The sequence below is a fragment of the Bacillus taeanensis genome (assembly GCF_003318295.1).
Classification (GTDB): domain Bacteria; phylum Bacillota; class Bacilli; order Bacillales; family UBA6769; genus Maribacillus; species Maribacillus taeanensis.
The window spans coordinates 35,105-59,736 of the sequence record NZ_QOCW01000001.1; the positions used below are offsets into that span (position 1 = coordinate 35,105).

The 24,632-nt window shown below is 37.7% G+C and carries 24 protein-coding genes, 1 tRNA gene, 1 other RNA gene and 1 pseudogene; 22 read left to right on the top strand and 5 right to left on the bottom strand.

Annotated elements, in window-relative coordinates:
* Nucleotides 1-13 precede the first annotated feature (13 nt).
* Complete coding sequence (locus DS031_RS00180) at nt 14-271, top strand: HPr family phosphocarrier protein (RefSeq protein WP_113803914.1); 258 nt, start codon at nt 14-16, stop codon at nt 269-271.
* A gap of 226 nt (nt 272-497) precedes the next feature.
* On the opposite strand, the gene clpP is transcribed toward DS031_RS00180, so the two are convergent.
* The 3 genes from clpP to DS031_RS23400 form a co-directional block, all read right to left on the bottom strand.
* Complete coding sequence (gene clpP, locus DS031_RS00185; protein ID WP_113803915.1) at nt 498-1,088, bottom strand: ATP-dependent Clp endopeptidase proteolytic subunit ClpP; 591 nt, start codon at nt 1,086-1,088, stop codon at nt 498-500.
* Between the two features lie 298 nt (nt 1,089-1,386).
* On the bottom strand, nt 1,387-1,611 hold the full coding sequence (locus DS031_RS00190; RefSeq protein WP_113803916.1) for a DUF1128 domain-containing protein: 225 nt from the start codon (nt 1,609-1,611) through the stop codon (nt 1,387-1,389).
* Between the two features lie 138 nt (nt 1,612-1,749).
* On the bottom strand, nt 1,750-1,887 hold the full coding sequence (locus DS031_RS23400; RefSeq protein WP_181832941.1) for a hypothetical protein: 138 nt from the start codon (nt 1,885-1,887) through the stop codon (nt 1,750-1,752).
* A gap of 150 nt (nt 1,888-2,037) precedes the next feature.
* Between DS031_RS23400 and DS031_RS00195 the strand changes: the two genes are divergently transcribed.
* On the top strand, nt 2,038-2,232 hold the full coding sequence (locus tag DS031_RS00195) for a hypothetical protein (RefSeq protein ID WP_113803917.1): 195 nt from the start codon (nt 2,038-2,040) through the stop codon (nt 2,230-2,232).
* A 242-nt stretch (nt 2,233-2,474) separates the two neighbouring features.
* Here DS031_RS00195 and DS031_RS00200 read toward each other — a convergent pair.
* Nucleotides 2,475-2,553, bottom strand: a tRNA-Arg gene (locus DS031_RS00200).
* Nucleotides 2,554-2,703: 150 nt separating this feature from the next.
* Between DS031_RS00200 and rpoN the strand changes: the two genes are divergently transcribed.
* The 18 genes and pseudogenes from rpoN (at nt 2,704) to DS031_RS00285 (ending at nt 22,190) form a co-directional block, all read left to right on the top strand.
* Nucleotides 2,704-4,047 (top strand): RNA polymerase factor sigma-54, encoded by a 1,344-nt coding sequence (gene rpoN / locus DS031_RS00205; protein WP_113803918.1) that lies wholly within the window; start codon nt 2,704-2,706, stop codon nt 4,045-4,047.
* Nucleotides 4,048-4,170: 123 nt separating this feature from the next.
* Nucleotides 4,171-4,422, top strand: a complete 252-nt coding sequence (locus tag DS031_RS00210) for a glutaredoxin family protein (RefSeq protein ID WP_245947130.1) — start codon at nt 4,171-4,173, stop codon at nt 4,420-4,422.
* A 202-nt stretch (nt 4,423-4,624) separates the two neighbouring features.
* On the top strand, nt 4,625-5,641 hold the full coding sequence (locus DS031_RS00215; RefSeq protein WP_113803919.1) for a sugar-binding transcriptional regulator: 1,017 nt from the start codon (nt 4,625-4,627) through the stop codon (nt 5,639-5,641).
* A gap of 61 nt (nt 5,642-5,702) precedes the next feature.
* Nucleotides 5,703-6,710 (top strand): type I glyceraldehyde-3-phosphate dehydrogenase, encoded by a 1,008-nt coding sequence (gene gap, locus DS031_RS00220; RefSeq protein WP_113803920.1) that lies wholly within the window; start codon nt 5,703-5,705, stop codon nt 6,708-6,710.
* Between the two features lie 121 nt (nt 6,711-6,831).
* Nucleotides 6,832-8,013 (top strand): phosphoglycerate kinase, encoded by a 1,182-nt coding sequence (locus DS031_RS00225; protein ID WP_113803921.1) that lies wholly within the window; start codon nt 6,832-6,834, stop codon nt 8,011-8,013.
* A gap of 71 nt (nt 8,014-8,084) precedes the next feature.
* Entirely contained in the window at nt 8,085-8,846 is a 762-nt protein-coding gene (gene tpiA / locus DS031_RS00230) for a triose-phosphate isomerase (protein ID WP_113803922.1), read from the top strand.
* Nucleotides 8,839-10,371, top strand: coding sequence for a 2,3-bisphosphoglycerate-independent phosphoglycerate mutase (gene gpmI, locus DS031_RS00235; RefSeq protein ID WP_113803923.1), 1,533 nt, complete (start codon nt 8,839-8,841; stop codon nt 10,369-10,371). The genes tpiA and gpmI overlap by 8 nt, the downstream gene beginning before the upstream one ends.
* Nucleotides 10,372-10,415: 44 nt before the next feature.
* The gene (eno, locus tag DS031_RS00240; protein ID WP_113803924.1) at nt 10,416-11,708 is read left to right on the top strand and encodes a phosphopyruvate hydratase; all 1,293 of its coding nucleotides are present in this window, start codon (nt 10,416-10,418) and stop codon (nt 11,706-11,708) included.
* A gap of 354 nt (nt 11,709-12,062) precedes the next feature.
* Nucleotides 12,063-12,293 carry a preprotein translocase subunit SecG gene (gene secG / locus DS031_RS00245; RefSeq protein WP_113803925.1) on the top strand — a complete coding sequence of 77 codons (231 nt, stop codon included), beginning with the start codon at nt 12,063-12,065 and terminating at the stop codon, nt 12,291-12,293.
* Nucleotides 12,294-12,427: 134 nt separating this feature from the next.
* Nucleotides 12,428-13,174, top strand: a complete 747-nt coding sequence (locus DS031_RS00250; protein ID WP_113803926.1) for an alpha/beta hydrolase — start codon at nt 12,428-12,430, stop codon at nt 13,172-13,174.
* A gap of 77 nt (nt 13,175-13,251) precedes the next feature.
* Nucleotides 13,252-15,549, top strand: a complete 2,298-nt coding sequence (gene rnr / locus DS031_RS00255) for a ribonuclease R (protein ID WP_245947148.1) — start codon at nt 13,252-13,254, stop codon at nt 15,547-15,549.
* Nucleotides 15,550-15,657: 108 nt separating this feature from the next.
* Complete coding sequence (gene smpB / locus DS031_RS00260; protein WP_113804319.1) at nt 15,658-16,122, top strand: SsrA-binding protein SmpB; 465 nt, start codon at nt 15,658-15,660, stop codon at nt 16,120-16,122.
* Nucleotides 16,123-16,235: 113 nt separating this feature from the next.
* Nucleotides 16,236-16,592, top strand: a transfer-messenger RNA (tmRNA) gene (ssrA, locus tag DS031_RS00265).
* Between the two features lie 197 nt (nt 16,593-16,789).
* Nucleotides 16,790-16,927, top strand: a pseudogene (locus DS031_RS24380) (LacI family DNA-binding transcriptional regulator); the annotation flags it as partial.
* A 27-nt stretch (nt 16,928-16,954) separates the two neighbouring features.
* Nucleotides 16,955-17,818: a LacI family DNA-binding transcriptional regulator gene (locus tag DS031_RS00270; protein WP_281269087.1), complete on the top strand. Its 864-nt coding sequence runs from the start codon at nt 16,955-16,957 to the stop codon at nt 17,816-17,818.
* Between the two features lie 796 nt (nt 17,819-18,614).
* Nucleotides 18,615-19,592 carry a sugar ABC transporter substrate-binding protein gene (locus DS031_RS00275; protein ID WP_113803929.1) on the top strand — a complete coding sequence of 326 codons (978 nt, stop codon included), beginning with the start codon at nt 18,615-18,617 and terminating at the stop codon, nt 19,590-19,592.
* A 70-nt stretch (nt 19,593-19,662) separates the two neighbouring features.
* Nucleotides 19,663-21,153: a sugar ABC transporter ATP-binding protein gene (locus DS031_RS00280; protein WP_113803930.1), complete on the top strand. Its 1,491-nt coding sequence runs from the start codon at nt 19,663-19,665 to the stop codon at nt 21,151-21,153.
* A 35-nt stretch (nt 21,154-21,188) separates the two neighbouring features.
* Complete coding sequence (locus tag DS031_RS00285; protein WP_113803931.1) at nt 21,189-22,190, top strand: ABC transporter permease; 1,002 nt, start codon at nt 21,189-21,191, stop codon at nt 22,188-22,190.
* A gap of 46 nt (nt 22,191-22,236) precedes the next feature.
* On the opposite strand, the gene DS031_RS00290 is transcribed toward DS031_RS00285, so the two are convergent.
* Nucleotides 22,237-22,560, bottom strand: a complete 324-nt coding sequence (locus DS031_RS00290) for a hypothetical protein (RefSeq protein WP_113803932.1) — start codon at nt 22,558-22,560, stop codon at nt 22,237-22,239.
* Between the two features lie 210 nt (nt 22,561-22,770).
* On the opposite strand from DS031_RS00290, the gene DS031_RS00295 reads away from it, so the two are divergent.
* Together DS031_RS00295 and DS031_RS00300 are read left to right on the top strand one after the other, a co-directional pair.
* Nucleotides 22,771-23,529: a DeoR/GlpR family DNA-binding transcription regulator gene (locus DS031_RS00295; protein WP_113804320.1), complete on the top strand. Its 759-nt coding sequence runs from the start codon at nt 22,771-22,773 to the stop codon at nt 23,527-23,529.
* Nucleotides 23,530-23,549: 20 nt separating this feature from the next.
* Nucleotides 23,550-24,422 (top strand): Cof-type HAD-IIB family hydrolase, encoded by an 873-nt coding sequence (locus DS031_RS00300; RefSeq protein WP_113803933.1) that lies wholly within the window; start codon nt 23,550-23,552, stop codon nt 24,420-24,422.
* Nucleotides 24,423-24,632: the final 210 nt, after the last annotated feature.

A 24,632-nucleotide genomic window follows, 5' to 3' on the forward strand; every position in this document is an offset into this window, starting at 1 on the left:
GAGGAATATACTAGTGATTGAAAAAGATGTGGTTGTAAAATTAAAAACAGGTTTACAAGCTAGACCAGCTGCATTATTTGTGCAAGAAGCAAACCGCTTTAATTCAGATGTTTTTATTGAAAAAGATGGTAAAAAAGTAAATGCAAAAAGCATTATGGGAATTATGAGTCTTGCTATTTCTTCAGAGTCCACAGTTACTCTAATTACGGATGGAAAAGATGAAAGCGATGCACTCGAAGCGCTTACTGCCTTTATGAGTAATGATGCATAAAAAAAACTCTCTCACGTTGTGAGAGAGTTTTTTTATAAAGAAAAGAGACATTTTCTGTCTAGTTTCAGCCGTCGATAAGCGGGCGTCTGAAACTTTTCTTATTATCCAGCTCCAGGTGCCATCGGCTCGAGGTCATAAGCCAATCCGTCCAGAAGGTAAAAGACAACCTTCTGGACGTTTTGTCTTATGCTTGTCGTCGATAAGCAGGTGCCTTACGCTTTTCTTATTATTTTTGTGATTCATCATAAAGTACGTGGTCAACTAGACCGTATTCTTTTGCAGCTTCAGCTGACATAAAGTTATCGCGATCTGTATCACGAGCGATTACTTCAAGTGGTTGACCTGAACGTTCAGCCATAATTTTATTTAGCTTTTCACGCATTTGGATAATGCGGCGCGCATGAATTTCAATATCTGCTGCTTGACCTTGTGTACCGCCTAATGGCTGGTGAATCATTACTTCACTGTTCGGAAGAGCAAAACGTTTGCCAGGTGCTCCTGCAGAAAGTAGGAACGCTCCCATTGAAGCTGCCATACCAACACAAATTGTTGATACTTGTGGTTTAATGTGCTGCATTGTATCATAAATAGCCATACCTGCTGTAATGGAACCACCAGGGCTGTTAATATAAATTGAAATATCCTTCTCTGGATCTTCTGCAGCTAAGAAAAGTAATTGTGCCACAATAGAGTTTGCGACATTATCATCAATTGCACTGCCTAACATAATAATGCGGTCTTTTAAAAGACGAGAGTAAATGTCATAGGCGCGTTCACCACGATTTGTTTGTTCAATAACTGTAGGAATTAAATTCATGTTTTTGTCCTCCCTTATCAATCTTTATCATTCTTTTACATAAAGCAAATGGTCTGTATGTATTTCCATCATACCTATTTGGTCAATATAGGTCAAATAAAAACTCTTGCTTGTCTATTATATATTATTCAAGTGATAAACGGAAAATCCTTTTAGAGAAACTGTCGTTTTTTGTTTCTTCCTTAATTTTTTATGTATAAAAAATTCCGAACGGCACCATATTCATAATTCCCATATCTTTTGGTTTTAAACCAAATTTATATGGTGTTAAAAAGAAAAAAGAGGATTGTCCTCTTTTTTATGCGTTGCGAAGTTGTTTTAATTCTTCTAAAATGCCGTCCATTTCATTTACACTAAATGATTCTTTTTTCATCACATAATCATAAACATCTTTTAGTTCTTCATATTGTTCTTCTCTGAAATGAGTTGATTTAATAACACCCATATTCACAACTCTTAATTTTTTTTGAATTTCTTCAACCATAAAGGCTGCATTTTCAACAGATGGTTTGTTTAAATCCATATTTCTCATCCTCTCTTTCATTCATATCTTTATTGTAACATTGTTTTTATGTAATTTAACCATTGAGGTGTAGAAAAGATAAGAAGCTGAAAAGGGAGGGCGTGTGCAGTTGAATGACTGCACACGCCTTCTTTGCAGTTAATGCTCTTTAATTTGTTCTGCTTTATTTGCTTTATTATACTCGCTTCCTAAGTTCCTGCCATACTCTTCTCTAAAGTAATCAGCATTCGGTGCTTTACGATTTTTTGTTTTGCGATAACCGCCGCGATTTGTCATGCTGTGCCCTCCATCATGTATAAAATTTGGAGCGGTTAGCCCCATCATTAGTTTGACCTTATAATAGAAATTCATGTTTGATTTTTATATCATGCCTATGAAAAGGCGCTGGAAAAAAAGCATGCTATAATATGGGCGGAGGTGGAAAAGATGACGGAACAAGAAGCACACGTGATTCTTGATGAATTAAGAAATGGATCGATTGAAGAATATAGAGTAGGCAAAGAAGACTTTTTATTTTTTCGGACTCAATTAACAGCTCAAAAAGATTTTATGCACTTTTCTGGTCGAGCAGAAAAAGGTGGTTCGGCTGTTTATACGTATTCAGAGACACCGCGTAAATAACTTAATTACTTCTATAATAAAAGTGATTTTAAAGTGGAAACAAAAAACCTCCGATCTGATTTTTTATCAGATGGAGGTTTTCTCTTTCGTTATATCGACAACGATTATGTAATTTCAAACAATGATCCGGCATATGATAATTTACACATATAGGTTGTGAAAATATCGCCGCGAATTTTATTTAGTTCTGTTTTTATGTCTCTTTGTGCTGCAAATTATGGTGAAAAACAGCATCATACAATTGGCGCGCTCGGAGGGATTCGAACCCCCGACAGACGTGGTACCGGAAACCACCGCTCTATCCAACTGAGCTACGAGCGCATTATTAAGAGCAACAATCCTATTATATGAAACATAAATAAAAATTGCAAGAGAGATTTTTAACGTAAAAATTGGCTTTATTTTTCATAGAAGAATTCAATATCATCTCTTCATTACTTATAGTAAAATAAAAATGAGGGGGAGTTTTACATGGAATTAGGCTTGTTTCAAAAACAAACACAAAAATTAGTAATGACTACTGAGTTACGTCAAGCAATTACGATTTTGCAATATTCCACGCTTGAACTCTCAAATTTTATTAAAGAACAAGCGCTTGAAAATCCATTAGTTGAATTAAAAGATTCAACATGGGAAGAAAAACAAACATATGAACCATCATTTACAGCGAGTGAGCCAAGTTATGATGCAAGGCCATATGAGGGAGATCAAACGCCCAGCCCTTTTGATTTTATTAGTCATCGTGAGGATGATTTGCATACACATTTGATGCAGCAGGTTCGTTTTTTAAAAATTAAAGGCCAAGAACGCAAAAATCTCCTTTATCTTGTTGAAAATGTGAATGATGCTGGTTATTTAACGGTAAGTTTTGAAGAAGCGGCAGCATCCCTTAACGTTTCTTTAAACGATATGGAACGAGCGCATAACCGTTTAATGCATTTTGATCCTCCGGGAGTAGGGGCGCGTACTTTAAAAGAATGTTTGCTTTTTCAGCTCTATCATGTTGCTGCGGATAATGAATTAGCAGAACGAATTATAATAGAAGATCTTACGCTTCTGGCAGAAAAAAAGTGGAAAGAACTCTCAAAGAAATACGATGTGACACTCCAAGACATTCAAGCTGTCGCTGACCTTGTTTGCTCACTTGATCCTAAGCCAGGGTCATCATTTGGCGGGGATACACCGCGCTATCTTGTTCCAGATATTACTGTAGAAAAGATTGAAGGAGAATATGTTGTTTCGGTTAATGATTATTTGCTTCCGAAAATTCAGCTTAATAAACAATATCAATATATGCTCACCCAAACAAAAAAAGATGAAGCAGCCTCTTATATGCATGATAAGTATCAAAAGATGATGTGGTTAATTAAAAGCATTGAACAGAGACGATTAACACTTTTAAAAATCACTGAAACCATTATAAATAAACAAAAAGATTTTCTAGAAAAAGGACCTCTTTATTTAAAGCCTCTTACAATGAAAGAAATTGCCGATGAAATTGATGTGCATGAATCGACAGTGAGCCGCGCGACAAAGCATAAAGTTGTGCAAACACCAAAAGGAGTGTATGAATTAAAAGAATTTTTCACTTCAAAACTTTCTTCAGAAACAGGTGATGACGCGTCTTCCTCAACCGTAAAGCTGCACATTAAAGAGCTGGTTAATACAGAAAATAAACAAAAACCGCTTTCCGATCAAAAGATTGCCCAGCTTTTAAAAGAAGAGAAAGGACTTACTGTATCAAGGCGAACAGTCGCCAAGTATCGAGAAGAAATGAATATCCCAGCTTCATCGAAAAGAAAGCGTTATCGATAAAACTACCGAATGATCCTGTAAAAGAAGGTGCAGGATCCTTCTATTTTTATTACAATAAAATAAGTTTTCGGTGTTTTCTCGCCGAAAGGAAGGCAATCAAATAATAGAACGGAGCTTGAATAAATGAAATCCATTGAGGTTATTCTATATTCGAAAGAAAACTGTTCATTGTGTGAACAGGCAAAGGGGGTTTTGCATAAGATAAATAAAGAGATCCCTCTTTCAATAAAAGAAGTCGATATTTATAAAGATGATGCATTATTAGAAGAGTATCAAATCCGGATACCAGTCATTGTAAGGAATGATGAAGTCCTTGATGAGGGAATAATTTCAGAAAATACTGTAAGAAAGCGTTTACTTTTAAAAATAAAGTAATTTTTGTTGCCACAGCTGCGCACAACTGATAGAATAAACAACGTAAGAGATCTTTTTTTTACTTAACAGGGACAAAAAATGTCTCTACGGGACTTTAAACGTCCCGAATTATGCATAGCATACTTTTCTTAGGATAGTATTTCTTAAAAATAAGTTATGCATGTCTGGTCATTGGAAAAAAGGTCGTGAAGGAGAAGGCTTGATGCGATCGTTACTAAATGTGCAAAAAAAACTAGTGCCCGATCTCTTTGATGTGATGACCAAGCGCTATCGTATCCTTCAGTACATTCGACTTATGGAACCGATTGGACGCAGAAGTTTAGCTTCCAGCCTTGATATTACTGAGCGGGTGCTGCGCAGCGAAGTTTCTTTTTTAAAAGAACAGGGGCTTCTTGACATTGCGCCGCAAGGAATGTCGCTTACAAAAGAAGGCAATTATCTTTTTCATCATTTAGAAGAAGTGATGAAAGAAATATCGGGATTAAAGGCACTCGAAGAAGCACTAAAAAAGCGATTGCAATTATCTGAAGTAATCGTTGTGCCAGGGGATAGTGATGAGGCATCATGGGTAAAAAAAGAAATGGGCCGATTTGCTGTTGCGATTTTAAAAGCAAGACTCAAGAATCAAGCAGTAATTGCAGTAACAGGAGGCACTACGCTTGCAGCTGTTGCTGAAATGATGACGCCAGAACCGCGGCTTGAACTTTTATTTGTTCCAGCACGAGGCGGTTTAGGAGAACAAGTGGAAAATCAAGCAAATACAATTTGTGCAAAAATGGCAAGTAAAGCCATGGGCGATTACCGCCTGCTTCATGTTCCCGATCAATTAAGCGAAGAAGCCTATCAGTCACTAATTGCAGAACCAAATGTGAAAGAAAGACTGGAATTAATTCAATCGGCTCGCATGGTTATCCATGGGATTGGTGAAGCTAATACAATGGCAGTGCGCAGAAAATCATCACAAAAAGTGCAGGATAAAATTGCTGAAAGTGAAGCAGTAGCCGAAGCGTTTGGTTATTACTTTGATCAAGAAGGAAAAGTCGTCCACAAAGTAAAAACAATCGGTCTGCAGCTTGATGATTTGGAAAAATGTGAAACAGTTATTGCAGTCGCTGGAGGAACATCAAAAGCAAATGCAATTGATGCTTACATGAAGCGCGGCCCAAAAAGCATACTCGTCACAGACGAAGGTGCAGCAAAAGCGTTATTACGGGAGTAATCCCATAATTATATAACCCTTATAAACCAACATTTTTAAATCATTGAAGGAGGAATTTTTCATGGCAACAAAAATAGGTATTAATGGTTTTGGTCGTATTGGACGTAACGTATTTCGTGCAGCATTAAACAACCCTGAGGTAGAAGTAGTAGCAATCAACGATTTAACTGATGCAAACATGCTTGCTCACCTTTTAAAATATGACACTGTACACGGTCGTTTAAGCGTAGAAGTTTCTACTGACGGTACAAACTTAGTAGTAAATGGTCAAGAAATTCAAGTGCTTTCTCAGCGTGACCCTGCTCAATTAACTTGGGGCGAGCTTGGTGTAGAAGTAGTTGTAGAATCAACTGGTTTCTTTACAAAGCGTGCTGACGCAGCGAAACACTTAGAAGCTGGCGCGAAGAAAGTTGTTATCTCAGCTCCTGCATCTGACGAAGATATTACAGTAGTAATGGGTGTTAACGAAGACAAGTATGATCCAGCTAACCACCATGTTCTTTCTAACGCTTCTTGTACAACTAACTGTTTAGCACCATTTGCTAAAGTATTAAACGATACTTTCGGTGTTCGTCGTGGTATGATGACAACAGTTCACTCTTATACAAATGATCAGCAAATTCTTGATCTTCCACATAAAGATTACCGTCGTGCGCGTGCGGCTGCTGAAAACATCATCCCAACAACAACGGGTGCAGCAAAAGCAGTTTCACTAGTATTACCTGAATTAAAAGGTAAATTAAACGGTATGGCAATGCGTGTTCCAACTCCAAACGTATCATTAGTTGACCTTGTTGCTGAATTAGATAAAGAAGTAACAGTTGACGATGTAAACAACGCGTTAAAAGAAGCTGCTGAAGGTCCATTAAAAGGCGTGCTTTCTTACAGCGAAGAGCCGCTTGTATCAACTGACTACAACGGTAACACAAGCTCTTCTACAATTGATGCATTATCTACAATGGTTATGGAAGGTAACATGGTTAAAGTTGTTTCTTGGTATGACAACGAAACTGGTTACTCTAACCGTGTAGTTGACCTTGTTAATTATATTGCGAAAAAAGGTTTATAATAAATAAATAGCAAAAGGGGTAATTTTTACCCCTCTTTTGCTTGTCTTATGGTAAAGTTATATTGTCAAATTATAGCGATTTGACCTACTTTTTGCTCGTTAAAGGATAGGAGGCTAAGCAATGAACAAGAAAACAGTTCGTGACATTGAACTAAAAGGTAAAAAAGTGTTTTGCCGTGTTGATTTTAACGTACCGATGTCTGAAGGTAACGTCACAGACGACACGCGTATCCGCGCAGCACTTCCGACAATTCAGTACTTAACTGAACAAGGTGCAAAAGTAATCTTAGCAAGTCACTTAGGTCGTCCAAAAGGTGAAGCTGTTGATGAGTTACGTCTTGATCCTGTTGCAAAGCGTTTAAGCGAATTATTAGGACAAGTTGTCACAAAAACAGATGAAGCTTACGGTGAAGAAGTAAACAAAGCAGTTGCTGATTTAAACGATGGCGATGTCCTACTTCTTGAAAATGTTCGCTTCTATCCAGGTGAAGAGAAAAATGATGCAGAGCTTTCAAAAGAATTTGCAGCACTTGCAGATGTATATGTAAATGATGCGTTTGGTGCCGCACACCGTGCTCATGCTTCCACTGCTGGCATTGCAGAACACCTGCCAAGTGTCGCTGGTTTCCTTATGGAAAAAGAGCTTGATGTATTAGGTAAAGCATTATCTGATCCGGATCGTCCGTTTACAGCGATTATCGGTGGTGCAAAAGTAAAAGATAAGATCGGTGTTATCGAAAGCTTACTTGAAAAAGTGGATCATTTAATTATCGGCGGCGGTCTTGCTTACACATTTGTAAAAGCATTAGGTCATGATGTTGGGAACTCACTTCTTGAAGAAGACAAAATTGAGCTTGCAAAATCTTTTATGGAAAAAGCAAAAGCAAACGGTGTGAATCTTTACATTCCTGAAGATGTAATCGTTGCAGATGATTTCTCTAACGATGCAAACACAAAAGAAGTATCCATTTCAGAAATCCCTTCTGATTGGGAAGCATTAGATATCGGTCCAAAAACATGCGAAACATACCGTAAAGTTGTGGCTGAATCGAAGCTTGTTATTTGGAACGGACCTATGGGTGTATTTGAACTTGATACATTTGCAAATGGTACAAAAGCAGTTGGACAAGCTCTAGCAGAAACAGAAGGATACACAGTAATCGGCGGCGGTGACTCTGCAGCAGCTGTAGAGAAATTCGATTTAGCTGATAAAATGGATCACATTTCAACTGGCGGCGGTGCTTCATTAGAGTTTATGGAAGGCAAGCAGCTTCCTGGCGTTGTTGCACTTGATGATAAATAAGCACAGCGTATTAATATAACAAGGTTTCTTATTAGAAGCAATGATTTTATTGGAAAGGGTGGAGAGTCATTATGCGTAAACCAATTATTGCTGGTAACTGGAAAATGAACAAAACACTTTCAGAAGCAAAAGGGTTTGTAGAAGAAGTAAAAGGACAAATCCCAGCGGAAGATAAAGTAGATTCTGTTGTATGTGCTCCTGCACTATTTTTAGATGCACTTGTCAATGATACAAAAGGCAGTGCATTAAAAGTTGGCGCACAAAATATGCACTGGGAAGAAAGCGGTGCATTTACTGGAGAAATCAGCCCTGCTGCATTAAAAGATCTTGCTGTTGACTATGTTGTAATCGGTCACTCAGAGCGTCGTGAATTGTTTGCTGAAACAGATGAAACAGTAAATCAAAAAACACACGCAGCGTTCAAACACGGATTAACACCAATTGTTTGTGTTGGTGAAACACTTGAAGAGCGTGAAGAAGATCGCACAAAAGAAGTTGTAAAAGAGCAGGTAGAAAAAGGCTTAGCAGGTCTATCTGAAGAGCAAGCAAAACAAACAGTTGTTGCTTATGAGCCGATTTGGGCAATTGGAACTGGTAAAACAGCTTCAAGTGAGCAGGCAAATGAAGTATGTGCGTATATTCGTACAGTACTTGCTGAACAGTTTTCTCAAGAAACAGCTGACGCAATCCGTATTCAGTACGGAGGCAGTGTAAAGCCTGACAATATTAAAGAATTACTAGAGCAATCTGACATTGATGGTGCACTTGTTGGCGGTGCAAGCTTAGAGCCGCAATCTTTCCTACAATTGTTGGAGGCTGTTAACAATGGCTAAACAACCCGTAGCATTAATTATTCTTGACGGTTTCGCATGCCGTAAAGAAGAAAAAGGGAATGCGGTTAGTCAAGCTAAGAAGCCTAATTTTGATCGTTATTGGAACAAATTCCCTCATGCACAGCTAACGGCTAGTGGTGAAGCGGTAGGACTTCCAGAAGGTCAAATGGGGAATTCTGAAGTTGGTCACTTAAACATTGGTGCCGGCCGTATCGTTTACCAAAGTTTAACGCGCGTAAACTTGTCAATTCGCGAAGGAGATTTTTTTGAAAATCAAACCTTTAAAGAAGCAATGGATCATGTGAAAGATAAAAACTCAAATCTTCATATTTTTGGTTTATTATCAAATGGTGGGATCCATAGTCATATTGATCATATTTTTGCACTGTTAGAAATGGCAAAGCGTGAAAACGTTGAACGTGTCTACATACACGGCTTTTTAGACGGACGCGATGTGGGTCCGCAAACGGCAAAACAATTTATTGAACAAACAAAAGATAAACTTGCCGAAGTAGGAGTAGGAGAAATTGCAACAATTGCCGGTCGTTATTATTCAATGGACCGCGACAAGCGCTGGGAACGCGTTGAAAAATCTTATCGTGCGATTGCGTTAGGTGAAGGACCAAGCTATAGTGATCCGACCGCTGTAGTAGAAGATTCTTATAATAACGACATCTATGATGAGTTCGTCATTCCATCTGTTATTACGAAAGAAGATGGAAGCCCAGTTGCAACAGTGGAAGACAATGACGCTGTGATTTTTGCAAATTTCCGTCCTGATCGTGCCATTCAAATTTCTCAAGTATTCACAAATGAAGACTTTAGAGGATTTGAGCGCGGTGACTATCCAAAAAATGTTCACTTCGTATGTTTAACGCAGTTTAGTGAAACAGTAAAAGGGGAAGTCGCATTTAAACCAACAAACTTAGATAATACATTAGGTGAAGTACTTTCTCAGCAAGGTTACAAGCAGCTTCGCATCGCTGAAACAGAAAAATACCCGCACGTAACATTTTTCTTCAGCGGCGGACGTGAACAGGAATTTCCTGGTGAAGAGCGTATTTTGATTGACTCCCCGAAAGTCGCAACATACGATCTGAAACCGGAAATGAGTGCTTATGAAGTAACAGATGCTTTAGTGAACGAAATTGAGGCAGACAAACATGATGCTATTATTTTAAACTTTGCAAATCCGGATATGGTAGGTCACTCTGGTATGCTTGAGCCAACAATTAAAGCAGTAGAAGTAGTTGATGAATGTCTTGGCCGCGTTGTTGATAAACTGCTTGAAAAAGGCGGAAAAGCAATTATTACAGCTGATCACGGAAATGCTGATGAGGTAATTACACCTGAGGGCACTCCGATGACAGCTCATACAACAAACCCTGTTCCTGTTATTGTGACAGAAGAAGGCGTTACGCTAAGAGAAGATGGCATTTTAGCTGACTTATCCCCGACAGTACTTGCCCTTCTTGGTGCAGAACAGCCAAAAGAAATGACAGGTAAATCGTTAATTAAAAAATAACCTTTTAAAAAATAATGATAAAAATTAAGGAGATGAAATAAGCTATGACAATTATTGCTGATGTATATGGTCGTGAAGTACTAGATTCTCGCGGTAACCCAACTGTTGAAGTTGAAGTTGTATTAGAAAGCGGCGCACTCGGTCGCGCATTAGTACCAAGTGGTGCTTCTACTGGTGAATATGAAGCAGTTGAACTTCGTGATGGCGATAAAGAGCGCTACCTAGGTAAAGGTGTTCTTAAAGCTGTTGAAAACGTAAATGAAATTATCGCTCCAGCATTAATCGGTGAAAATGCATTAGATCAAGTTGGTATTGACCAACTATTAATCGAGCTTGACGGTACTGAAAACAAAGGTAAATTAGGTGCGAACGCGATTCTTGGCGTATCAATGGCAACTGCTCGTGCAGCAGCAGAAGCACTAGACCTTCCTTTATACATGTACTTAGGCGGATTTAACGCAAAAACATTACCAACACCAATGATGAACATTGTTAACGGTGGTGAGCATGCTGATAACAACGTAGACATTCAAGAATTCATGGTAATGCCTGTTGGTTCTCCAACATTCAAAGAAGCGTTACGTACAGGTGCGGAAATTTTCCACAGCCTTAAATCTGTATTAAAAGACAAAGGCTACAACACAGCTGTAGGTGACGAAGGTGGATTTGCACCGAACCTTTCTTCTAATGAAGAAGCGCTTCAAACAATTATTGAAGCAATCGAAAAAGCTGGCTACAAGCCTGGTGAAGAAGTTATGCTTGCAATGGACGTTGCATCTTCTGAGCTTTACAACAAAGAAGACGGCAAATACCACTTCAAAGGTGAAGGTGTTATTCGTACGTCTGAAGAAATGGTTGCATTCTATGAAGAGCTTTGCTCTAAATACCCAATCGTTTCAATCGAAGACGGTTTAGACGAAAATGACTGGGATGGTCATAAGCTATTAACTGAGCGTCTTGGCGATAAAGTACAGCTTGTTGGTGACGACTTATTCGTAACAAACACGAAAAAGCTTTCTGAAGGTATTGAAAAAGGAATCAGTAACTCGATCCTTATTAAAGTTAACCAAATCGGTACATTAACTGAAACATTTGATGCAATCGAAATGGCTAAACGCGCTGGTTACACAGCAGTTATCTCTCACCGTTCTGGTGAAACAGAAGACAGCACAATCGCTGACATCGCTGTTGCGACAAACGCTGGTCAAATTAAAACAGGTGCACCATCTCGTACAGACCGTGTTGCGAAATATAACCAATTACTTCGCATCGAAGACGAGCTTGCAAATGTTGCACAATATGCTGGTAAAAAAGCATTCTATAACTTATCTAAATAAGTAAGACAAAATCCCCTTTGCGCCCCGAACCAAAGGGGATTTGTTTTTTATTTCTAGCAGTAAAGGCCAGTGATTCGAACTATAAGCGAAACCCCTTTAAAAGGATTTTTCGTCTTATGTTAGTCGGCGATAAACGGTCAGATTCCGCATTTCTTTATGTCCAGCTTCAGCTGCCATCGGCTCGAGTCATAAGTCAATTCGGCCAGAAGATTAAAAAGCAAAGCAATCTTCCAGCCGTCTCGCCTTATGCTGGTCGCCGATAAACAGGCAGCTTCCGCATTTCTTAGTTGATTATCTTACTTTTAATGTGGTACATTAAAAGTATTGGAATGCGTTTTAAAGGAGGTTAACACCATGTATGTTGCTGCTGTTACGTTATTAATTATTGTATGTATTGGACTTATTACACTTGTTCTTTTACAATCTGGTAAAAGTGCTGGTTTATCTGGTTCTATTTCCGGTGGCGCGGAGCAGCTTTTTGGCAAACAAAAAGCACGCGGTATCGATGCGGTGCTTCATCGTATAACAGTTGTACTTGCTGTATTATTTTTTGTGTTTACAATTGCAGTTGCTTATTTTATTTAACATGAGACATACAAACAGCAGGAAATCGCCTGCTGTTTTCTTTATCTCTACATAAATTACCAATATAAACCTTAATATGATAAGTTTGGTTGTTAATACTATTAACACGAATTGTAGTAGGAGGAGAATTCATTATGAAACTTGTTGCCCCAAAACCATTTACATTTCAAGGAGGTAAGCGTGCTGTATTACTGCTGCACGGTTTTACAGGAAGTTCTGCCGATGTTCGCATGCTCGGGCGTTTTCTCCAGGATAAAGGTTATACATCTCATGCCCCACAGTATAAAGGACATGGTGTACCACCCGAAGAGCTTATCCATTATGGACCAGAAGATTGGTGGGAAGATGTTCAGAAAGGGTTTCAAACACTGCAGGAAATGGGTCATGATGAAATTGCCATATGCGGATTATCGCTTGGAGGGGTTTTTTCCTTAAAATTGGGTTACACTTCTAATGTAAAGGGTATCGTACCTATGTGTGCTCCCATGTATATTAAAAGTGAAGAAACGATGTTTGCGGGTATTGTTGAATATGCGACCGAATATAAAAAGCGTGAAAAGAAATCAGAAGAGCAAATTGCAGCAGAACTTGAGGAATTTAAAAAATCTCCAACAGGAATGATTAAGGATCTTCAAAACCTTATTTCCGATGTACGGGATAACATTGATATGATTTATACACCGACATTTGTCGTGCAGGCCCGTCATGATGAAATGATTAATACAGACAGTGCCAATATTATTTACAATAATGTGGAATCAGATAATAAGCATATAAAATGGTATGAAAACTCTACACATGTTATTACGCTCAGTAAGGAAAAGGAACAGCTTCATGAAGATATTTATCAGTTTCTTGAAAGCCTTGACTGGTCGAATTAAGTAAAAGATAAAGGAATGAAATATAAGGAGGTGCATGTAAATTGAATCAACAAAAAATTGATCAGATTCTTTCGTTTATGAAAGAAGATGCGTATAAACCGCTTACGATTCATGAACTTGAAGAAGTATTTGGACTTGAGGATTCGAGTGAGTTTAAAGAATTTGTTAAAACGTTAAATTATATGGAAGAGGAAGGTTTAATTGTACGTACGAGAAGCAATCGTTACGGAGTGCCAGAGCGGATGAACCTTGTAAAAGGTCGTGTGCAGGGACATGCAAAAGGTTTTGCGTTTATTATTCCTGAAGAAGATCTCGGCAGTGATATTTATGTAACGCAATCCGATTTAGGTGGTGCAATGAACGGAGATACAGTACTTGTTCGTTTGCATCCAAAATCATCAGGAACAAGACCAGAAGGAACAGTGATTCGTATTATTGAACGCGGAGTTACTGAAACAGTGGGTACATATTCTGACAGCAAACATTTTGGCTTTGTTGTCGCTGATGATAAACGGATTGCTAATGATATTTTTATTCCAAAAAGTGCTGCTAATGGGGCGGTAGACGGGCATAAAGTTGTGGTGAAAATTACAAAATACCCAGAAGGGAAAATGAGTGCAGAAGGAGAAGTACTTCAAATTCTTGGTCATAAAAATGATCCTGGCGTCGACATTCTCTCGATTATTTACAAACATGGTCTGCCGCGTGAATTCCCAGTTAAAGCACTCGAACAAGCACATAACACACCGGATATTATTGACCCAAAAGATATAGAAGGACGTCGTGATCTTCGTAATGAAACAATCGTCACAATTGATGGAGCAGATGCAAAAGATTTAGATGATGCCGTACATGTGAAAAAGCTTGAGAACGGCAACTACCTGCTCGGTGTGCATATCGCTGATGTCACCCATTATGTAAAAGAGGGATCACCTATCGATGTAGAAGCATTAGAGCGCGGCACAAGTGTGTATCTTGTAGATCGTGTTATTCCAATGATTCCGCATCGTTTATCAAATGGGATCTGCAGTTTAAATCCAAAAGTGGATCGGTTAACGATTTCTTGTGAAATGGAAATGACAGCTCAAGGGGAAGTTGTTAATCATGATATTTTCCCTAGTGTCATTAAAACGACCGAGCGGATGACGTATACCGATGTAAGAAAGATTTTAGAGCGAGAAGATGAAGAAGTACTTGAACGATACAAATCACTCGTTTCATTTTTTGATTTAATGGGAGAGCTTGCCGATATTTTAAGACGCAAACGAATGAATCGCGGTGCCATTGACTTTGATTTTAAAGAAGCAAAGGTACTTGTTGATGAGGGCAGTAACCCAACAGATGTGGTCATTCGTGAACGTTCAGTTGCAGAAAGATTAATTGAAGAATTTATGCTTGCTGCAAATGAAACGGTTGCTGAGCATTTTCATCATATGGATATTCCGTTTATATATCGTATTCATGAAGATCCAAAAGAGGAAAAGCTTGCAAAGTTTTTTGAATTTATTACAAACTTTGGCTATATCGTCAAAGGAAGCGCAAATAACGTTCATCCACGAGCACTTCAAAAGCTTTTAGAAGAAGTGCAGGGCGAGCCTGAGGAAGTTGTTATTAGCACGGTTATGCTTCGCTCGATGCAGCAGGCAAAGTACGATCCAAAAAGTTTAGGACACTTTGGATTATCAACAGAATACTATACGCACTTTACATCGCCAATTCGCCGTTATCCTGACTTAATTGTGCATCGTTTAATTCGCACATATTTATTTGAAAAGAAAGTGGACCAAAACACACAAGCAGAATGGAATGAAAAGCTTCCTGAAATTGCTAGTCATTCATCTGAACGCGAGCGCCGCGCTGTTGATGCGGAACGTGAAACAGATGACTTGAAAAAAGCTGAGTATATGGAAGATAAAATTGGACAAGAATTTGACGGAATGATAAACGGGGTTACAAACTTTGGTTTATTCGTTGAACTCCCTAATACAATTGAAGGGCTTGTTCATGTTAGCTATTTAACAGACGACTATTATCGTTATGATGAGCGACATTATGCGATGATTGGGGAGCGGACAGGCAATGTGTTCCGCATTGGAGACGAAATTAGAATTCGCGTCATTAACGTAAATGTTGATGAGCGTTCCATTGATTTTGAAATTGTCGGTATGAAAGGAAATCGGAAGCGTACCGCAAAAGAAGCACCAAAAGTAATCAATGCTGGCTCAGGTTCAGGAAGACGAAACAACCGTAAAAAAAATAACCGCAATGGTTTATCTTTAGGAGACAGCGGACAGGACGAAAAAGATAAATCTAAAAAGAAAAAGCCGTTTTACTATAACGTTTCAAAAAAGAAAAAGAAAAAGAAGCGTAAATAAGACAGCTAAATAATTTAAAGATAAAGAGGCCTCTTCGTAGAGGCTTCTTGACTTTATTTGACTATTTTTGTTACAATTAAATATGTCGTTGAAAGAGAGGGATTCGTGATGCCAAAAGGTGATGGAAATGTGATTGCACAAAATCGAAAAGCTAGTCATGATTTTTTTATTGAAGACACGCTTGAAGCAGGCATTGTGCTGCAGGGAACAGAAATTAAATCGATTCGTGCACGCCGGGTAAACTTTAAAGATTCTTTTGCACGTGTTGAAAACGGTGAAGTGTTCCTTCATAATATGCATATTAGCCCTTACGAACAAGGCAATCGTTACAATCACGATCCACTGCGAACACGTAAACTATTGCTTCATCGTGGTGAAATCAGTAAGTTAATTGGAATTACAAAAGAAGCCGGCTATTCGTTAGTACCTTTAAAAATGTACATTAAAAATGGTGTAGCAAAGGTGTTAATTGGTATTGCAAAAGGTAAGAAAAATTACGATAAGCGTGAATCATTAAAACAAAAAGATGCCAAACGTGAAATCGAACGTGCCTTTCGTGATCGCCAAAAGTAATAAATTACCATTTGAAATCTTAATGTTCTCCTGCTATAATAAACACATAACGTTAATTAAATATTGCTGTTACAAGCAATTAAGCTTAGATTCATCCGAACATTTTCCTATATGGGGACGTTACGGATTCGACAGGGGTGAATCGAGCTTGAGTTGCGAGCCGAGTCGGCGAGCTCGTTAAAACGCCAAAGCCTATAACTGGCAAAGAAAACAACAACTTCGCTTTAGCTGCGTAAGCATGCTAGCGGTTCCTCCCTCCATCGCCCATGTGGTAGGGTAAGGGACTCACTCTAAGTGGGCTACGCCGGATTCCACCGTCTGAGGATGAAGGAAGAGATTAATCAGACTAGCTGCGTAGAAGCCCGTCAGCAGGCCGAAGCGTTCGCGAATTGCTAATATGTTGACTACGCTCGTAGACGCTTAAGTATCGACATTTCTGGACGTGGGTTCGACTCCCACCGTCTCCACCAAATACATAAACTTGGTGGAATTTTTATTTTATAGAGCTGAAAGCATAAGTTTCCCTAATAAGAGGAGCTTATGCTTTTTTATTTTTTTAAGCTAGATCATCATGTAAGTGTGACGGAAAAAAACCTGTGATATAATATTTAGCATATAAAGATTATAGAAAGCTTTTTAAAAATAAGAAGAGGAGAAAGAGCGTGGTGAGATGAAAACAACAATCTATGATATAGCAAAGGAAGCTGGGGTATCGGCAACGACTGTTTCAAAAGTAATAAACAATAAAGGAAGAATAAGTGAAAAAACGCGCAAAAAAATCATGAAAATTATGGATGATCTTAATTATCGCCCGAGCATGCTTGCTTCTGCGATGAAAGGAAAATCAACCTATACAATAGCCCTTTTAATTCCTGATATTGATAACCCTATTTATGCGCAATATATGAAGTATATAGAAGAATATGGCCAGAAACTAGGATTTAGTATTGTAATGTGCAGTACAGGAAATGATCGCGAACGAGAAGAAAAGCACCTTACCCTTTTAAGACAAAAAAGTGTTGATGGCTTTATTATTGCTTCTCTTTTTAAAAATGAAACAACTCTTAAACAGTTAATTAAAGAAAAAGTTCCGCTTGTTTTTTTTAATAATCCAAAAATAGAATATAGTATTGATAGTGTGATCGTTGATGACTATTTAGGCGGCTATCAAGTAGGTGAACATTTATTATCTTTAGGTCATAAGAAAATTGGTGTCATTGCAGAGGAGCATACAAGTAGTGAAGAGCGAATAAGAGGATACCGCCAAGCATGTGCTGATAAAGGCGTTTCTGTGGATGACCGCTTAATTGTTACGTGTGATTCTACACTTGAAGGAGCACAAATACAGGCTGAGAAATTACTTAGCAAGGAAGAGAAGCCAACCGCTATCTTTGGATGTAATGATGTATTAGCCATTGGAACAATGCAGGCAGCTAAGGCGCAAGGTATTTTGATCCCAACAGAACTATCTATTATTGGGTTTGATAATACAATGATGTCTAGAATTGTAGATCCTCCACTATCAACAGTTACTATGCCTCTTGATGAGTTAGCAAAGCAAGCGATGGATATATTAGTTCAGAAAATTGAAAAAAACAATAAAATTACGCAGCGTATTTCAATGATTCCAGACCTTGTGATTCGTCAAACAACAGCACCAGTAAATAAAGCTGTGCAAACGAATTTTATAAAGTGAATTTTTAAGTGATGTTTGGAGAATGAGAAATACAGCGTTGAAAGAAAATGAAACCAGCAAGACAGGGTAATCGAAAACTTTTTCTCTCATTTAGCTGAAGGAAATTTCTTATTTAGTTATTTTCTACTTATTTAAAAAGCAATATGAGATGAAAAACGTAATAATTATATAATTTAAGGAATTACCCTGTTGAAACAGAAAAGGTAAGTGAGCGGTTATTTTTTGAAAAGTGTTGAAATTATATTAAACAGCGAGTAGAATATAAATAAAGGTTATCGATTACCCTTCTTTATCTTTTCACCCTATTTGTTAGCCCTATTAACCCAATAATCAAATAAATGTAATCGCTTTATTTTTAGAGGCTCTTATTTTAGTACATATCATAATCGAAGACTGACCTCTAAAATAAAAGAATTCCAAGCTGATTAGAGGGTTTAATTATCTGAATTATCATAATATGATAATTTTTCTGAAAAAAGTATTGAAAGACGATTGAATATAGAGTAAGATATAAACAGGTTGAAAGGGTAATCGATAACCCATATTTTTCACCTTACCGCCTTGGCATAGGGTAAACACCATTTTAAATAAAAATTGGGGGTTGAGAAAAAATTTCTATACTAACAGATGTAATCGCTGTCATAAAACAAAATGTTTTTTTTAACTTAGAACAAAGGCCTTATGATAAAAATGTAAGCGTTACCTTAAGTCTTATAAGGGGAAATAAAAATGAACTCTCTTATGTGTTGGTCATTGTACGTAGGTTGTTAGTAAAAAAATCAAGGGGGATTTTATGATGAAACTAAAAAAAATAATCAACTGCTTTATGATGGCGATTTTACTTATCGGCTTACTTGCTGCATGCGGCTCAGATGAAACAGCAGGTAGTGGCGAAGGAAAAGACCAAATTAAAATTGGTGCAGCAATGCCGGTATTTGATGATAAATGGTTGTCTTACTTATACGATGGAATCACAGAATACGATGAGCAAAATGATAATGTAGAAGTAATCATGGTCGATGCGAAAAATGATGCTGGTAAACAATTTTCACAAGTTGAAACATTTATCGTTCAGCAAGTGGATGCGATTTTAATTAATCCAGTTGAAACAGACTCATTAGGACCAATGGTAGATGCAGCAAACGAAGCCGGTATTCCTGTTGTTGTTGTTAACAGACAGCCTGATGAAGAGGTTATGAAGAATATTTACGCATATGTTGGTTCCGAATCTCTTGAAGCTGGTACGATTCAGATGGAAAAAGTAGTGGAGCTATTAGGTGGAAAAGGAAACGTTGCCATTATGAACGGTACGTTAGGTCAAGAATCTGTAGTAAAAAGAACACAGGGAAATAAAGATGTTCTTGCGGAAAATCCAGATATGAAGCTTGTACGTGAACAAACAGGTGATTATCAACGTGCTTTAGGAATGACAGTTATGGAAAACTGGATTCAAGCTGGTGATCAAATTGATGCCATTGTAGCAAACAATGATGAAATGGCAATTGGTGCAATTATGGCTCTTGAAGCAGCTGGTCAGCTTGAAGGAAAAGTGATTGCTGGTATTGATGGAACAATTGATGCACTGCAGTATGTAAAAGATGGGAAGTTAAATATTACTGCTTTCCAAGATGCGTATGGTCAAGGGAAAGGGGCAATTGAAGCAGCAGTAAAAGCAGTAAACGGAGAAAAGTTAGATAATAACTTTATCAACATTCCTTTTGAGCTTGTAACAGAGGAAAATGTGGACGAGTATATTGCGAAGTGGGAAAAGTGATCTGAAGTACTGAAATAAGAAGGAGGGCATGATTGTCCTCCTTCATAAAAGGTGAAAGAGGTGGGATCCGGTGAGTACAAATTATATTTTGGAATTAGAAAACATTACAAAGGAATTCCCAGGGGTAAAAGCGTTAGATAATATTCAGCTTAAGATTAGAAAAGGAACGGTTCACGGTTTAATGGGGGAAAATGGTGCGGGAAAATCAACACTGATGAAAATTATTTTCGGTATTTATACGCCAACTGCCGGCACGATCAAGTTTAAAGGACAAGAATTGAAATTATCGGGTACGAAAGATGCATTAAAAAATGGCATTTCAATGATTCATCAAGAGTTAAGCCCGGTGCCTCATATGACGGTTGCAGAAAATATTTACTTAGGAAGAGAACCAATGATTAGTAAAACAGGTTGGGTGAACAGCAAGAAAATGGTTGAAGATTCGAGGGAGTTATTTGAGAAGTTAGAGATTAACATTGATCCAAATACAAAAATGAAGGATTTAAGTATTGCGAATATGCAGATGGTGGAGATCGCTACTGCCGTATCATATAATGCTGATTTAATTATTATGGATGAACCGACTTCAGCAATTACTGAGAAAGAAGTTGAGCAATTATTCGAAATTATACGTTCCTTAAAAGCAAAAGGCGTTTCCATTATCTATATTTCACATAAAATGGATGAAATTTTTGAAATTTGTGACGATCTTACTGTATTTAGAGACGGGCAATATATTGGAACAAAAGAAGCGAAAGACATTGATTCGGATACATTAATTCAAATGATGGTTGGAAGGGAAATTAAGCAGGTTTTCCATAAAGAAGAGGCTGAAATTGGGGAAGTGGCCTTAGCCGTTAAAAATTTATCGCGTGAAGGAAAATTTAAAGATGTTAGCTTTGAAGTAAGAAAAGGGGAAATTTTGGGGATTGCAGGGTTAATGGGTTCGGGAAGAACGGAAGTCATTGAAAGTATTTTTGGTATTGACCCGCCTGATTCTGGTGAAATTCACATTCATGGAAAAAAGGTCGACATGAAATCTCCGCAGCATGCCATTAAGCATAAAGTGGCGTTATTAACGGAAGATCGAAAATTAACAGGGGCATTTCTGCCGATTTCTATTCGTGATAATATGATTACTTCCAATATCAATCAGTTTTTAAATTTTGGATTTCTTAAAAGTAAGCAAGTTAAGGAAACATGCAATGAACAGGTAAAGCGCTTAAATATTAAAACACCTCATATTAACCAGTTGATTATGAATTTAAGCGGTGGAAATCAGCAGAAAGTATTGCTGGCAAGATGGCTGTTGAATGATCCTGATATTTTAATTTTAGATGAACCTACAAGAGGCGTTGATGTCGGAGCGAAATCAGAAATTCATAAATTAATGTCTAAGTTAGCACAAGAAGGAAAAGCAATCATCATGATTTCCTCTGAGATGCCGGAAGTATTAGGAATGAGTGACCGGGTCATGGTTATGCATGAAGGAAAGAAAAAGGGCGAGTTAAGCAGAGGAGAAGCAAATCAAGAAAAAGTATTAGAAGTGGCTTACAGTTAAAAAAACGATTTCTAAAATTATAAGGAGGTTTTAAGATGAACAATCCAGTTGGCAGTCCGGCAACAAGCGTTGGCGCTAAAGGCAATAAAATTGATTGGAAAGAAAAAGGGCCTCAAATTCTGAGTAAGTATGGCATTCTATTCGTTCTCATCGCAATGATGGTTGTGATGTCCTTTCTATCAGATGCGTTTCTTACAACTCAAAATCTATTAAACGTTGTTCGTCAAATTTCGTTTATTGGTATTGTCGCAATGGGTGTTACAATGATTATTATTACAACGGGAATTGATTTATCTTCAGGTTCATTGATAGCCCTCGTATCCATTGTCACAGCAAGTTTTGCCCACCCAGGAGAATATCCATTAGTTGTAACCATTTTAATTGGTATTGGTCTTGGTGCAGCAGCAGGTTTTATTAACGGGGCTGTAACAGCGAAAGGAAAGATTCCTGCGTTTATTACAACACTAGGTATGATGATTGCAGCTCGTGGTTTAGCGTTATTATATAGTGATGGAAGACCGATTCCGAACTTATCTGAATCTTTCTTATTTCTTGGAAAAGGCGAAATTCTAGGTATCCCATTCCCGATTATTGTGTTCATTGCAGTTGGAATCATTTCTCACTTAATGTTAAGTAAAACAAAGTTTGGTAAGTACACATATGCGATTGGCGGCAATGAACAAGCAGCAAGAATTTGTGGAATTAACGTCGATCGTTACAAAATTATGATTTATACGTACGCAGGTATCTTATCTGCGATTGCCGGAATGATGTTAACAGCGCGAATTAGTGTTGGTCAGCCGAGTATGGGGGTTATGTTTGAGTTAGATGCAATCGCGGCAGCGGTTATCGGTGGAACAAGTTTAGCCGGTGGTGTCGGAACAATTGCAGGAACGGTTATTGGTGCGTTAATTATCGGTGTTCTGAATAATGGACTTGATTTATTAAGCGTATCGTCTTACTGGCAGCAAATTTTAAAAGGAGTTATTATTGTAAGCGCTGTATTAATTGATGCTCGTAAAAATAAAAAATCTTAATAGAAGTAATAAGACGGCTGCCTAAAGACAGCCGTCTATTTATCTATTAATTGTTTTCTTCTTCAGAAGGTTCCTCATCAACATCTGGTTCTACTTCATCGCCGCCTTCAGTATCTTGTGGATCTTCAGAAGGCTCTTCATCTAAATCTGGTTCATCTTCATCAGAGCCGAGGTTGCCTCCTGGATCTTCAGAAGGTTCTTCATCTAAATCTGGCTCTTCCGCATCTGGTTCTAGAGTGCCTTCTTCACCGATATCTTCTTCCATTTCTACATCCTCTGTTACAGGGTCTTCAGTTTCTGTATCGCCGCAGCCTGCTAATAATAGTCCTGCTCCAAGTGGGATAGATAATAGCAAATTCTTCTTATTCATCTTAACACTCCTCTTTTCTATTTTTTTAGTCTATAAGTAACATTCCCGATAGAAGGTGAAGCAAACATCTAATTTATAGACTAAAACTCCTAATTTTTTGTATAAATAAGCATAATAATTTTATTTTAACAAAAAACTTATAAAAACTTGATTTATTACTTATAACTACTTATAATAATCAGTGAAATACAAATAGTGGAAGTGATGGTTTTGTATCAGCAGGAACGACTATTAGCAATTATTCAATATTTAAAAGAACATAAAAAAATTAGTGTTGAGCAAATTTGTGAGAAATTTAATGTGTCCCGTGATACGGCAAGACGTGATCTTGTAAAACTTGAAGAACAGGAAATGATTATTCGAACACGCGGCGGGGCAATGCTGCCAACTTTAAAAAAGGAAATAAAAAATTATCAAGACCGTCTTCGTTATGTGTCTAAAGAAAAGAAGGCAATTGGAAAACTAGCGGCATCTTTAATAAAAGATGGAGACAACATTATTATGGACACTTCAACAACCGTGCAGGCTTGTGCGGAGTTTATTAACACGGACTGTTCAGTTATTACAAATTCAATTAATCAAGCAGATATTCTATCAAACAAGTCTGGGGTTGATATTCACTTATTAGGAGGACAGCTAAATAAAGAGCACCGCTTTTTATATGGAGCGGGAACTCTGGAAAAGCTCAATGCTTATAACGTTAATAAAGCATTTATCGGCGTTGTAGGGATTACAGAAAGAGGTCTTATGATCGCTCATGAGGAAGATGGTTTTATTAAGAAAAAGATGATTGAGCAGGCAGAGCAGGTAATTGTGCTTGCTGATGCTTCAAAGTTTGAAAATAATGCTTTATTTACTTTTGCTAAGCTATCACAAATCGATGTAATTATTACAGATCAAGAACCAGATGAATCGTTTCTAAAAGTATTAGAGGAGTATGAAGTAGACGTATTGTTTGCTTTCGATTAAATAAAAAGGAGACCATTACAATGAAATTGATTGCCATTGATTTAGATGGGACGCTTTTAAATCATCACAGCGAAATCAGTCAAGAAAACATAAAGGCAGTGAATTATGCGCGCACTCAAGGAATCGAAGTTGTCATTGCAACGGGGAGAGCTTATTTTGATGTTTGCCGAATTTGTGACAGGGCAGGACTTTCTTCTATAAAAGTGATTAGCGCAAATGGAGCTGCTCTTCATTCAGAAAAAGGAAAACCGCTTCGTTCCATTCCGATGGAGAGAAGTGATGTAGAAATGAGTTTAAAGTGGCTTGAAGAAAATGAGTTTTATTATGAAGTATTTACAGAGAAAGCGATTTATACGCCTCAAAACAGTCGTGACATCATGAAGATTGAAATTGACCGCTTAAAAAGCGCGAATCCGAACATTAATGAAGCAGCACTTCATGAAGCGGCCAAAAAACAATACAGTCAAACAGGTTTCGCCTTTGTGGATGGCTATCAAGATATTTTAAACACTCATGCTGAAGTTTATAACATTTTAGCTTTTTCATTTGATGGGGAAAAGCGAACGGCTGGATGGAAGCACTTTAAACAATATAATCATTTTACACTTGTTTCTTCAGCAGATCATAATTTTGAGCTTGAACATAAAGAAGCATCAAAAGGAAACGCGTTAGAAATGCTGGCAGAATCTCTAAACATTCCGCTTAAAGAAACGATAGCGGTTGGAGACAGTTATAATGATGTGTCGATGTTTCAAAAAGCAGGTGTGAGTGTTGCGATGGGTAACGCCAAGGAAGATATTAAAGCATTATGTAGCATGACTACCCTTACAAATGATGAAAATGGGGTCGCCCATGCAATTTATAAGATCGTTGATCAAGCTGTAAAGGCTTGAATCTATAAAAGATAAAAGCTGACCGGCGTCACCTAACGGGCGTAACGGTGAGCTTTTATTTTGTCTGCTTTTCTAACATTAACAATCAATTTATTTCCCTACATACTTTTCCCATTTTTGTTCATATTAAAGATAGGTGAAAAGAATTGGAAAATTTGATGTTTTATATACCGAATTGGGATATTTGGTTAGGTGCATTATTTGCATTTT